Origin of the sequence: Streptomyces sp. NPDC087310 (assembly GCF_044744405.1) — a bacterium.
In the GTDB taxonomy this organism is placed as follows: domain Bacteria; phylum Actinomycetota; class Actinomycetes; order Streptomycetales; family Streptomycetaceae; genus Streptomyces.
Map to the genome: position 1 here is coordinate 265,531 of NZ_JBIUYF010000005.1, position 12,129 is coordinate 277,659.

The following is a 12,129-nucleotide window of genomic DNA, read 5'->3' on the forward strand; positions in this document are numbered from 1 at the left end:
GGCGTCGAGGTGATTTCGGCACAAGAATTCAACATCAGAATTCAACATCAGAATTCGACACCGGAATTTGACAGCAGGGAAAAGCTCGGAAAGCAGGAACACCGATGAGCAGCATCAGCATTGTCGGACTGGGAAACATGGCCCGTGCTGTGGCCGACCGGGCGCTCGCCGGCGGCAACGCCGTCGAGATCATCGGCCGCGACCAGGCCAAGGCCGAGGAATTGGCCGCCACGCTCGGCGGTGCCCCGGTCGGGACGGCTGGGGCCGTCCCGACCGGGGACATCGTGATCCTCGCCGCGCCGTACGCCGGCGCGGCGGCGGCGGTGAGGGAGTACGGGGACGCGCTGCGCGGCAAGATCATCGTCGACGTCACCAACCCCGTAGCCCCCGACCTGCGAGGCTTCGTCGTCCCCGACGACAGTTCCGGCGCACAGGAGATCGCCAAGGCGGCTCCCGCCGACGCGCATGTCGTCAAGGCGTTCAACACGGTGTTCTCCCACGTTCTGGCGGCCGGCCCGGCCGAGGACCGCCCTCTGGACGTGTTCATCGCCGGCGACGACGCGCAGGCGAAGGTACGCGTGTCGGCGTTCGTCGAGAGCCTGGGGCTGCGCCCCTGGGACATCGGGGAACTGTTCATGGCGCGGACGCTGGAGAACGTCGGCCTGCTGGAGCTGGGCCTCATGAACCACTCCGTCAAGCACGCCAATTTCTCCCTCGGCATCACCCTTCTCGACTGAGCGCACCCGTACCACTACCTCTCGTGCCGCATTACGCCAGTTCACTTACGGCACGGGAATACCATGCACCTACCCTTACAAGGACAAGTTAAATGCGCGTATTCGTCGCTGGAGGGACCGGCCATTCCGGTTCGTACATCATTCCCGAGCTCATCGCCGCCGGGCACGAGGTCACCGGCCTGGCCCGGTCGGACGCCTCCGCGGCGGCCCTGTCCGCGCTCGGCGCGAAGGTGCGTCGCGGCGACCTTCAGGATCTCGACGGCCTCAAGGAGGCAGCCTCGGACTCCGATGGCGTCATCCACGTCGCCCACCGGCAGGATCTGCTGCCCTCCGGCGGGATGGACGCCGTGGCCGCTGCTGAGCTCCCGATCATGCTCGCGTACGGCGAAGCACTCGCGGGAACCGGAAAGCCGCTGGTCACGGCGGGAAGCATAGGCTCGTCCGGGAACCTGGGGCGGCCGGCCACCGAGGACGACCCGGCCCTCCCCGTGGGCGAGGAGCACAAGGGCACCCTGCGGGTCCGCAACGTCGTGGAAAGGGCCGTTGTCGACCTCGCCGAGCAGGGAGTGCGGTCTTCGGTCGTGCGGATCGCCAACATGGCGCACGGCACGACCGATCGGGTCGGCTTCCTCCCCACACTGATCGCGCTCGCGAAGGAAAAGGGGTTCGTCGGCTACCCCGGCGACGGCGCGAACCTGTGGAACGCCGTGCACATCCACGATGTCGGCACCTTGTTCCGCCTGGCGCTGGAGAAGGGTCCGGCCGGCGCGTACTGGCACGCGGTCGAGGACGGGGGCATCCCGTTCCGCGAACTCGCCGAGGCCATCGCCGGCCGCCTGGGCCTGCCCGCCGTGAGCGTTCCCAACGATGCCCTGATGACGCCGGGGTACTTCGGGTTTCTCGCGAATATCGCCACGCAGAGCTACCCGGTGTCCAACCTCATCACCCGCCGGACCCTCGGCTGGGAACCCGCCCGGCCCGGCCTGCGCGCCGATCTGGACAACGGCCATTACTTCCCCGCCGGCTGACGGCGGGAACCCGAATCGTAACGAGCCCGGCAACCGGCACATTCGGCTCTTCGGAAGGACCTAAAAAATAATGACAACTGTGGGATTCATCGGAAGCGGGGCCATCGGCAGGACCCTCGCGCGACTCGCCGTCGACGCCGGCCACCAGGTGGTGCTCAGCAACTCGCGCGGTCCCGAAACACTCGGGGACCTGGCCGAGGAACTGGGGCCGCGGGCGTCCGCGGCGACGAGCGAAGAGGCCGCGAGGGCCGGTGACATCGTCGTGGTCACGGTGCCGGTCAGCGCCTTCCCCCACCTGCCCGCCGCGCCGCTGGCCGGGAAGACGGTCATCGACACCTGCAACTACGGCGCCGAGCGTGACGGGCACATCCCCGAACTCGACAGCAAGTCCCTTACCTCCAGCGAGCTGCTTCAGCGGTACGCCCCGGACGCCCTGCTCGTAAAGGCGTTCAACAACATCTTCTTCAAGCACCTGCTGTCACTCGCACGCCCGGCTGGGGCGGCCGACCGCTCCTACCTGCCGATCGCCGGCGACTCCGCACCGGCGAGGGCGGCGGTGACCGAGTTCATCGACTCCATCGGCTACGGCGTGGTGGACGCGGGAACGCTGGCCGACAGTTGGCGGCAGGCGACGGACACGCCGGTGTGGGGAACACCGTACGGACCGTACTCGAACGAGAAGGGCCAGCCGGCCGGCGAAGCCGCCATCCGCGCAGCACTGGCCACCGCAACGCGCTAACCGTCAACCATCGCGAACCGCGATGCGTCCCGGCCGCACCATGCCCCCGCCCGGTGAACACCGGGCGGGGGCAGTTCTCGACCTCCAGGACCTGGCCGATCCGGGCCAACCGGCACGAGCTCAAACCCCGGTGACACATCCGGCGGCGTCAGCCAACTCAACTGCCGTACGCAGCTTGGCGTTTGGGCGTCTGCCTGACGTCTGGCCCGCACGACAACCACAACCGACCACCGCACGCCGGCCACGACGCCACGACGTGCGCACCCAGACCTCCGAACGAGCCCAGAAACGACGAAATCCCGCCCGATCGAAGTGATCGGACGGGATTTCGTCAACCATTCCCGAGCGAACTCAAGAACAGTCGGTGTTGTGGACCTGAGGGGATTTGAACCCCTGACCCCCTCGATGCGAACGAGGTGCGCTACCAGTCTGCGCCACAGGCCCTTGCAACGAGTGAAACTTTAGCACCCTCCCGGCCGTGGTCGGAAATCCGTCAGCGGCTGGTCACGGGCGGGCGGACCCGCGGCCGGGCGGGGTCGTCGCGGGGCCGGTTACTCGTTGGCCGCGCGGGGGCGGTCGTCCTCTTCGTCGTACTGGTCGAAGAGCGGGGTCCTGCCGTGGTCGCGGGTGCGGCGCTGGGGTGGGGTGCGGGGGGGCGGGGCGGGGTCCGGTGCCGGTTCGGCCGTGGAGGAGCGGGCCGCGCTCCAGGTCTCCGGGTCGCCGACCTCCACGCCGCTGGAGGCGCGGGGGGCGACCGGGGCCGTGACGTACGTGGGCAGGGGCACCGGGACCGGCTCCCAGCTCTCGCCGCGGGCCGGGCCGTGTTCGCGCTGCTGGTCCACCCACTCGGCGTGGTCGGTCTGCTCGACCAGGGCGCGGCGGCCCGCCTCCTGGGGGGAGACCGTGGCGGCCGGCTCGGGCTCGGGGCAGGGTTCCGGCTCCTGTTCGGGCTCGTCGGCCCCGGGGGCGGAGGGCTGCCGGCGCGGGGAACGGTTCTCACGCAGCCGCTGGGCGGCCGCCTCGGCCCGGCGCCGGTCCATGGTGAACGCGAAGCGACGCCGCTCCTGGCCGCGCAGATGAACGATGTACGTGCTGAGGAGTACGGCCGGGACCGCGGGCGCCCAGAGGAAGCCCAGGCCGCCGACCGCCGCGACGACCGCGCCGAGGGTGAAGGCGAGGAAGAGGAGCATGGTGGTGCGCCTGCGGCGGGCGAGGACCTGGGAGCGCTGTGCGCGCCGGGCTCGTTCGGCCGGTGTGCCCGCGGGGCGCACGCGCCGCCCGTACGCGGGGCGCTCGGGGGCGGGACGGGGCGCGGGATGGGGTTCGGGGGCGGGCGCCGCCGGTCTGGGCTGCGCCGATCTGGCCGGTGCGGGGATGTCCGCGTGGACGCTCAGCCGGACCTCGGTGTGGTCCGGAGGCGCGGCGAAGGCCCGGACGTCGACGGAGCTCATCGACTCCGTACGGCTCTCCGGTTCCGCGTCGGTCCCCGCCTCTTCGGCGGCTCGTCCCTGAAGCTCCTTGGCGTAACGGCGCTCCATGGCCGCCCGTCCGGACAGCAGCCGGATGGCGGTGCTGAAGCGTTCCGTCGGACGTGCCTCGTTCAGCTCGTCCTGCCTGCGGAGCCACATCGGCACCAAATAGGCGGCCCAGGCCCCGACGATGACTGCGTAGATGAGGCCGCTGCTGCTCACGGTTCACACCGTAGAGGGGTTCGCACGAGGGCATCGGCCAATTGGGCCGGTGTGTCGCACGATCCGGCTGATATCACGGACTTTTTTTGTGATTGTTCGTATCGGTTTATGGTCGTATGGAACGTGATATCGAAAACTTGTTTTATTTTCTGGTCGTTCCCGGGCGTGCTCTGTGCCAGCGGTGGATCAGCCCCTCGGGCACCTCCTCCGCCGTGAGCACATAGACGAGATGGTCCCGCCAGGCTCCGTCGATGTGGAGGTAACGCGGCCGCAGCCCTTCCTCGCGGAAGCCGAGCTTGTCGACGACGCGACGGCTGGGCCCGTTCTCGGGGCGGATGCAGATCTCGACGCGGTGCAGCCCCACCATCCGGAAACAGTGGTCCACGGCGAGCGCGACGGCCGTCGGCATCACTCCGCGCCCCGCCACCTCGCGGTCCACCCAGTAGCCGACATGACCGGAACACATCGAGCCCCAGGTGATCCCGGCGACCGTGAGCTGGCCGACCAGCCGCCCCTGGTACTCGATGACGAACGGCAGCATCCGGCCCGCGTTGGCCTCGGCGCGGAGATGGCGGACCATCTGGCGGTACGTGGGGCGCTGGGCGACCGGGCCGCCGGGGGGCGGCGGCGGAATCGTCGCCTCCCAGGGGCGCAGCCAGTCGCGGTTGCGCCGGTTCACCTCCCGCCAGGCACGCTGGTCGCGCAGCCTTATGGGGCGGAGGGTCACCTCACCGTCCACCAGCATCGTGGGCCAGGCCGGGTTCATCCGGAGACGCGGGGGTGATCGCCGCCGCGGATCTGGTCCACGGCGTGGACGAGCAGCCGGTCGAGTACGGCGAGCCCGTCGCGTACGCCACCGGTCGAGCCGGGCAGGTTCACGATCAGGGTCCGCCCCGCGACACCCGCCAGGCCCCGGGAGAGCGCGGCGGTGGGGACCTTCGCGGCGCCCTGCGCGCGGATCGCCTCCGGGATGCCGGGGATCTCGTGGTCGAGCACGCCGCGCGTGGCTTCCGGAGTGCGGTCGGTGGGCGAGATGCCCGTACCGCCGGTGGTGAGGATCACGTCGTACCCGGCGTCGACGCCCTCGCGCAGGGCCTGTTCGACCGGGTCGCCGTCGGGGACGACCCGCGGGCCGTCGACGGCGAAGCCGAGCGTGCCGAGACCGTCGGCGAGGAGCGGGCCGCCCTTGTCGGCGTAGACGCCCGAGGCGGCCCGGTTGGACGCCGTGACGACCAGGGCGCGGTACGGGGACGGGGACGCCCCGGTCGACGGTGCGGGGTGGCCGGGCGGCGGCGTGCTCATGCCGTACCCCCGGCGGCTCCGTCACCGGCCGCCTCCGGGCGGCTCCAGGTCCCGGACCTGCCGCCGGTCTTCTCCTCGACCCGTACGTCCGTGATGACCGCGCCCTTGTCGACGGCCTTCACCATGTCGACCACGGTCAGCGCGGCCACCGAGACGGCGGTCAGGGCCTCCATCTCGACGCCCGTGCGGTCCGTGGTCTTCACCGTCGCCAGGATCTCGACCGCGTCGTCCGCGACCGCGAGGTCGAGCGTGACGCCCGACACGGCCAGCGGGTGGCAGAGCGGGATCAGGTCCGGGGTCCGCTTGGCGCCCATGATGCCCGCGATACGGGCCGTGGCGAGGGCGTCCCCCTTGGGCACTCCCCCGCCCCTGAGCAGTTCGACGACGCGCGGCGAGACCAGCACCCGGCCGCTGGCGCGCGCGGTGCGCGCCGTGACCTCCTTGGCGGAGACGTCGACCATCCTGGCGGCGCCCGACGCGTCGATGTGGGTCAGGCCGTCCTGTCCCGCCTCGGTCGGGCCGTCCTGATCGCTCGAACCGCTCTCGTCGGCCTGCTGAGGGTGTCCGGGGGTCTCCCCCCGGGAAAACACAGTCATTCGCTGTGGCGCTCCCGGTCCGGGCCCGACAGGGCCTGTGTGGGCAGACACGGTACCGCCACAGCGGGGCGTCAGCCGATCAGAACCACCTCGACCTCCGTGCCGGGCTCGACGGAGACGGTCTCCTCGGGGATCACGATCAGCGCGTCGGCGTGGGCCAGGGCCGCCACGAGGTGGGAGCCCGCGCCGCCGACCGGGGTGACGGCGCCGGCCTCGGCGTCGTACGTACCGCGCAGGAACTGGCGGCGGCCCGCCGGGGACGAGAGCGCCCCGTCCGCCTTGAGGGGCGCCCTGACCGTCGGACGGTGCAGGTCCTCCAGGCCCATGAGGGCGCGGATCGCCGGGCGGGCGAACAGCTCGAAGGAGACGTAGGACGACACCGGGTTGCCGGGGAACGCGAGCAGCGGGGTGTGCTCAGGGCCGATCGAACCGAACCCCTGGGGCTTGCCCGGCTGCATCGCGACGCGGCGGAAGTCGATCCCGCTGCCCGCCTCGTCCTCGTCCCCCACGGAGGAGAGCGCCTCCTTGACGACGTCGTACGCGCCGACGCTCACGCCGCCCGTGGTGACGACCATGTCGGCGCGGATGAGCTGGTCCTCGATCGTGGCGCGCAGGGTGTCCGCGTCGTCGGTGACGGCGCCGACCCGGTAGGCGAGGGCGCCCGCGTCCCTGGCCGCGGCCGTGAGGGCGAAGCTGTTGGAGTCGTAGATCTGGCCCTCGCCGAGCGACTCGCCCGGCTGGATCAGCTCGCTGCCGGTGGAGAGGACGACCACCCGGGGGCGCGGGCGGACCCGGACCCTGCCCCGGCCGATGGCCGCCAACAGGCCGATCTGCGGCGGGCCGAGGATCGTACCGGCCTTCAGGGCGAGGTCACCGGCGCGTACGTCGCTGCCGCGGGCGCGGACATGGGCGCGGGCCTCGGCCGGGCGGTGGACCCGTACCTCGCCGCTCGCGCCGGCCCCGCCCTCCCGGGCCGGGCGCATCGAGGTGGCCGCGCCGGCGCCCGTACCGCCGTCGGTCCACTCGACCGGGACGACGGCCTCGGCGCCGGGCGGCAGCGGGGCGCCGGTCATGATCCGGGCGGCCTGGCCGGGGCCGACCTCGGGGAGCGTGCCGCTGCCCGCGGCCACGTCCCCGACGACGGTCAGCACGGCGGGGAACTCCTCCGTGGCGCCCGTCACATCGGCCGTACGGACGGCGTACCCGTCCATGGAGCTGTTGTCGAACGGCGGCAGCGCGACCGGAACCGTGACGTCCTCGACGAGGACACAGCCCTGAGCGTCGAGGAGTTGCAGCTCGATGGGGTCGAGCGGACGGACCCCGGCCAGGATGTCCGCGAGATGGTCCTCCACGGACCAGATCCGGTCCCGCCCGGGGGCCTCGGCCCGGGGCGGGGCCTCGCTCCACGGGGCCCGGTCCAGGGCCCCGTCAGGCGCCCGCTCCGGCGCCCGCCCCTCGGGCCGGTCCTCGGACGGGGCCGGGTCCGGGGCGTCTGCCGTGCTGCTCAAGTGCTACATCTCCTCGCTGACGTAACTGCGGAGCCAGGTCCGGAAGTCCGGGCCCAGGTCTTCACGTTCGCACGCGAGTCTGACAATGGCACGGAGATAGTCGCCCCGGTCACCGGTGTCGTAGCGGCGGCCCTGGAAGACGACGCCGTGGACCGGCCCGCCGACCTTCTCGTCCGCGGAGAGCTGCTGGAGGGCGTCGGTGAGCTGGATCTCACCCCCGCGGCCCGGCTCGGTCGTGCGCAGTATGTCGAAGACGGCGGGGTCCAGCACGTAGCGGCCGATGATGGCGTAATTGCTGGGGGCGTCGTCGGCGTCGGGCTTCTCGACCAGGTCGTGCACCTTGACCACGTCGGAGTCGCCCGTGGCCTCCACGGCGGCGCAGCCGTACAGGTGGATCTGCGCCGGATCGACCTCCATGAGGGCGATGACGCTGCCGCCCTCCCGCTCCTGGACCTCGACCATGCGCGCGAGCAGCGGGTCGCGCGGGTCGATCAGGTCGTCGCCCAGCAGGACGGCGAAGGGCTGGTCCCCGACGTGCGGTGCGGCGCACAGGACGGCGTGTCCGAGGCCCCTGGGGTCGCCCTGGCGCACGTAGTGCATGGTGGCGAGGTCGCTGGACTCCTGGACCTTCGCGAGGCGCCCGGCGTCGCCCTTGCGGGTCAGCGCCTGCTCCAGTTCGTAGTTCCGGTCGAAGTGGTCCTCAAGAGGGCGCTTGTTGCGACCGGTGACCATGAGGACGTCGGAAAGCCCCGCGGCCACCGCCTCCTCGACCACGTACTGGATCGCCGGCTTGTCGACGACCGGCAGCATCTCCTTGGGCGTGGCCTTGGTGGCGGGGAGGAACCGGGTGCCGAGGCCCGCGGCGGGGATGACAGCCTTGGTGATCCTGGAGGGCGAATGAGTCATGCCGGGAGCCTATCCGGTGCTTATGGGCGGAAGATGATGCTCCGGTTAACTTTCGCCTCATACAAGCCCATAGGCGAGGTACGAGAGGTTTGTGATGCCCCGTGAGTGCCGACTCGCCCGACACGCCGGGAAAGAGTGTTCTGCGAAGTGAACTCCTCGCCGCGCGCGGCCTTCTCTCCAGTGAAGACGTACGAAAGGCCGCGCAGGTTCTCTCACGGAGGGCACTGGATCTGCCGGAACTCGCCCACGCCCGCACCGTCGCCGCCTACGTGTCGGTCGGACGCGAGCCGGGCACGCGCGCGTTGCTCGACGCGCTGGGCGCACGGGGCGTCCGGGTCCTGCTGCCGGTACTGATGGCCGACAACGATCTCGACTGGGCTCCCTACGAGGGCGCAGAACGGCTCGTACGGGCCGGACGGGGGCTGCTGGAGCCCGACGGGACCCGACAGGGCCCGGAGGCCGTCCTGGCGGCGGAGACGGTCCTGCTGCCCGGTCTCGCGGTGGACGGGCGCGGGATGCGGCTGGGCCGGGGCGGCGGCTCGTACGACCGGGTCCTGAGCCGGCTGGCACGGGCGGGCGCCACGCCGGCGCTCGTGGTGCTGCTGTACGCGAACGAGGTGGTCGCGCAGGTCCCGGAGGAACCGCACGACCACCCCGTACAGGCCGTGGTGACACCGGAGGGCGTCAGGCGCTTCGGCGCCGCCGCCGGCCGGACCGGCCCTTGAGGCGGGCCGGAGGCGCCTGCCCCGCTACGGCTCCAGCGTCAGCGTGTCCTTCGTGCTGTTCTGCACCGCGTTGGGGGTGTAGGACCAGTCCAGCAGTTCGCCCTTGGCCCACTTCTCCGTCTGGTCGGTGTAGTGCGCGCTGTACGCGTGCCCCGAGGCGCCCGTCAGGTTGATCCAGCGGGACTTGTCCCAGTCACCGACGTTGACGACCATCCGCATGGACGGCACCCAGACGACCTCGTAGCCGCCCGCCGCGTTCCAGCCGGTGGCGTTGACCGCCGCCTCGCCGCCGCCGAGGTTCCACGGGCCGCGGTTGAGTATCTCCTTGAGGAAACCGGGCCCCTGGGTGCCGAGGGTCTGGTTCTCCAACTGGAGCTGGTGCAGACGACCCCAGCTCCAACTGGAGACGTCCTTGCCGAGCTTGGCCGTCAACTCCCAGCGCGCGTCCTTCATAGCGCGCTTCAGGAGCCCGTCACGCGTCGTCGTGGCGGTGTCCTTGCGGCTCTTCGGAGAGCTCCACCACTCGTTGTCCTGGTCCTTGACGATGCTGCGCACCACCTCGTACCAGCGGTCACCGCCGTCGGGCTGCGCCTGGTCGGGGTCGCGCTGGCCGCACTCCCGTACGAGCTGGTCGAGTCCGTCCGCCGGGCCGGTCGAGTCGGCGGGGCGCACATTGAGGCACTCGTCCTTGACGCGCACCTCCTTGGGAAGCTTGTTCCCGAAGGCCAGCTTGAGGACGTTGCGCCAGACCGCGTTGAAGTAGGCGGCGGCACCCGAGTCGGGCTCCTGGGTGTAGTCCCAGCCTTCGAGGAGCTTCTGCGCCTCGCGGATGGACGGGTCCGAGACATCGATCTTGAGCAGGTAAGGCATCAGCACCTTGGCGATCTCGCTGCTGTTGTCCATCTGCATGGTCTGCATGTCGTCGGTCGAGATCTTCCCGCCGTCCTTGGTCTTCGACTCGATCAGGTCGTTGATCCGCTGGCTGCGGGCGCCGTAGCCCCAGTCCTCGGTGAGCAGGTACGGGTACTTCTCCGCGTTCACGACGGCCTGGTTGGCGGTGACGATGTAGCCGCGCTCGGGGTTGTACTCGTACGGCAGCTCGTCGAAGGGGATGTACCCCTTCCACTTGTACTTCGGGTCCCAGCCCGGCGCCGGCATCGTGCCGTCGCCCTCGGCGCGGATCGGGATCCGGCCGGGTGCCTGGTAGCCGATGTTGCCCTTGGTGTCCGCGTAGATGAGGTTCTGCGAGGGAACCTCGAAGTGCTCGGCGGCCTTACGGAAGCCGGAGAAGTCCTCGGCCCTGTTGAGCTCGAAAACGGCGTCCATGGACTTGCCCGGCTGGAGCGCGGTCCACTCCAGGGAGACCGCGTAGCCGGTGCCGCGGTCCGGGGCGACATCGCCGACCGGGGCCTTCTCTCCGACCTTCTCCAGCTCGCCGTCACGGTCGGAGACCACAGGACCATGATCCGTCGAACGGACCGTGATCTTCCTGCTCGCGCCACCGGCGACCTTGATGGTCTCCTGACGGGTCTTGAACTTCTTCTTCTGCGACCCGTACTGGTACGTGTCGCCGCTGACCTTCTCCAGGTACAGGTCGGTCACGTCCGCGCCGAGGTTGGTGAAGCCCCAGGCGATGTTCCGGTTGTGGCCGATGATCGCTCCGGGCACTCCCGCGAAGGTGTAGCCGGCGACGTCGTACTTGCAGGTCGGCGAGACGCTGCGGCAGTGCAGCCCCATCTGGTACCAGAGCGAGGGAAGCTGCGGCGCGAGGTGCGGGTCGTTGGCGAGGAGCGGCTTGCCCGTCGTCGTGTACTTGCCCGAGACGACCCAGGAGTTGGAGCCGATGCCGCTGCCGTTCGGGCCGAGCAGGGCGGGGATCTCGTCCAGGGTGCTGGAGAGGGCGCCGAGCTGCGCTTCGAGGCCCTGAGCGGCGCCGGCGGCGCTGGAGGACCGCAGGGAGACGTTGGAGCCCGTGGCCGTTCCTGCGCCTGCGCCTGTGCCTGTGCCGTCGATGGTCGAGCCGGTTCCGGTGCCGGGATCGCTGCCGATTCCTGTGCCTGTGCCCGTACCCGTACCGGTGCCGGTGCTGTCGCCGGTGGGCTCGGCCTCGGGGTCGTACGTGCCCGTCACCGGGTCGATCCCGCCCTCGCTGACGATGGGCTTGTTCCGGTCGTACGGATACGACGGGTACAGGTCCTTGATCTGCTGCTCGCTCAGGCGGCTGGTCAGCAGCGAACGGTCGATCTCGTCCTGCATGTTGCCGCGCAGGTCCCAGGCCATCGCCTTGAGCCACGCCACCGAGTCGACCGGGGTCCACTTCTGCGGCGTGTAGTCGTTGGTGAAGCTCAGGGCCGCGTACTCGACCGAGATGTCCTTGCCGTCGCGGCCCTTGAGGTACTCGTTGACCCCGTCCGCGTACGCCTGGAGGTTCTTCTTGGTCTCCGCCGACAGCTCGGTGTCGTACTCGCGCTGCGCGACTCCGCGCCAGTCCAGGGTGCGCAGGAAGGTATCGGTCTTGACCTGCCCCTTCCCGAACATCTCGGAGAGCCGGCCGGCGGTCATGTGCCGCCGTACGTCCATCTCCCAGAAGCGGTCCTGCGCCTGGACGTATCCCTGCGCGCGGAACAGGTCGGTGTCGCTGTTCGCGTAGATCTGGGGGACGCCGTAACTGTCGCGCCGGACGTCCACGGGGCCTGACAGGCCCTTGAGCGTGACGGTCCCCGCGGTCTGGGGGAATGAGGCTCGGACCGTACTGACGCCCCAGAACGCGCCGTAACCGACACCCGCGACAAGCGCCAGCACCAGGACGATCACGATCAGACGGGCGCGTCGCCCCTTCTTTTTGACGGAAGGGGGGGCTGTGTTGGCGGGCATCGCTGTCCTTCGAGGGGCAGGGT

General features: G+C 70.5%; 11 protein-coding genes and 1 tRNA gene. 4 read left to right on the forward strand and 8 right to left on the reverse strand.

Features of this window, described 5'->3' with window-relative positions; genetic code table 11:
• The first annotated feature begins 104 nt into the window (after nt 1-104).
• The 3 genes from ACIO3P_RS20425 (at nt 105) to ACIO3P_RS20435 (ending at nt 2,504) form a co-directional block, all read left to right on the forward strand.
• Nucleotides 105-737 (forward strand): NADPH-dependent F420 reductase, encoded by a 633-nt coding sequence (locus tag ACIO3P_RS20425; protein WP_401852800.1) that lies wholly within the window; start codon nt 105-107, stop codon nt 735-737.
• 92 nt (nt 738-829) lie between these two features.
• Nucleotides 830-1,765: an SDR family oxidoreductase gene (locus ACIO3P_RS20430; RefSeq protein WP_401852803.1), complete on the forward strand. Its 936-nt coding sequence runs from the start codon at nt 830-832 to the stop codon at nt 1,763-1,765.
• A gap of 79 nt (nt 1,766-1,844) precedes the next feature.
• On the forward strand, nt 1,845-2,504 hold the full coding sequence (locus tag ACIO3P_RS20435; protein WP_401852805.1) for an NADPH-dependent F420 reductase: 660 nt from the start codon (nt 1,845-1,847) through the stop codon (nt 2,502-2,504).
• Between the two features lie 370 nt (nt 2,505-2,874).
• Here the strand turns inward: ACIO3P_RS20435 and ACIO3P_RS20440 are convergent.
• The 7 genes from ACIO3P_RS20440 to galU form a co-directional block, all read right to left on the reverse strand.
• Nucleotides 2,875-2,948, reverse strand: a tRNA-Ala gene (locus ACIO3P_RS20440).
• 107 nt (nt 2,949-3,055) lie between these two features.
• On the reverse strand, nt 3,056-4,195 hold the full coding sequence (gene glpR, locus ACIO3P_RS20445) for a gephyrin-like molybdotransferase receptor GlpR (RefSeq protein ID WP_401852807.1): 1,140 nt from the start codon (nt 4,193-4,195) through the stop codon (nt 3,056-3,058).
• A gap of 142 nt (nt 4,196-4,337) precedes the next feature.
• On the reverse strand, nt 4,338-4,961 hold the full coding sequence (locus ACIO3P_RS20450; RefSeq protein ID WP_399291764.1) for a GNAT family N-acetyltransferase: 624 nt from the start codon (nt 4,959-4,961) through the stop codon (nt 4,338-4,340).
• Nucleotides 4,958-5,497: a molybdenum cofactor biosynthesis protein B gene (locus tag ACIO3P_RS20455; RefSeq protein ID WP_401852809.1), complete on the reverse strand. Its 540-nt coding sequence runs from the start codon at nt 5,495-5,497 to the stop codon at nt 4,958-4,960. The genes ACIO3P_RS20450 and ACIO3P_RS20455 overlap by 4 nt, the downstream gene beginning before the upstream one ends.
• Nucleotides 5,494-6,093 carry a cyclic pyranopterin monophosphate synthase MoaC gene (gene moaC / locus ACIO3P_RS20460; RefSeq protein ID WP_329822313.1) on the reverse strand — a complete coding sequence of 200 codons (600 nt, stop codon included), beginning with the start codon at nt 6,091-6,093 and terminating at the stop codon, nt 5,494-5,496. The genes ACIO3P_RS20455 and moaC overlap by 4 nt, the downstream gene beginning before the upstream one ends.
• A 71-nt stretch (nt 6,094-6,164) precedes the next feature.
• Nucleotides 6,165-7,514, reverse strand: a complete 1,350-nt coding sequence (gene glp, locus ACIO3P_RS20465; RefSeq protein ID WP_329822341.1) for a gephyrin-like molybdotransferase Glp — start codon at nt 7,512-7,514, stop codon at nt 6,165-6,167.
• Nucleotides 7,515-7,604: 90 nt separating this feature from the next.
• Nucleotides 7,605-8,507: a UTP--glucose-1-phosphate uridylyltransferase GalU gene (galU, locus tag ACIO3P_RS20470; RefSeq protein ID WP_401852811.1), complete on the reverse strand. Its 903-nt coding sequence runs from the start codon at nt 8,505-8,507 to the stop codon at nt 7,605-7,607.
• Nucleotides 8,508-8,608: 101 nt separating this feature from the next.
• On the opposite strand from galU, the gene ACIO3P_RS20475 reads away from it, so the two are divergent.
• Nucleotides 8,609-9,232: a 5-formyltetrahydrofolate cyclo-ligase gene (locus ACIO3P_RS20475; protein ID WP_329822311.1), complete on the forward strand. Its 624-nt coding sequence runs from the start codon at nt 8,609-8,611 to the stop codon at nt 9,230-9,232.
• A gap of 24 nt (nt 9,233-9,256) precedes the next feature.
• Here the strand turns inward: ACIO3P_RS20475 and ACIO3P_RS20480 are convergent, their stop codons facing one another.
• Nucleotides 9,257-12,106: a penicillin acylase family protein gene (locus tag ACIO3P_RS20480; RefSeq protein WP_401852814.1), complete on the reverse strand. Its 2,850-nt coding sequence runs from the start codon at nt 12,104-12,106 to the stop codon at nt 9,257-9,259.
• Between the last annotated feature and the right edge of the window lie 23 nt (nt 12,107-12,129).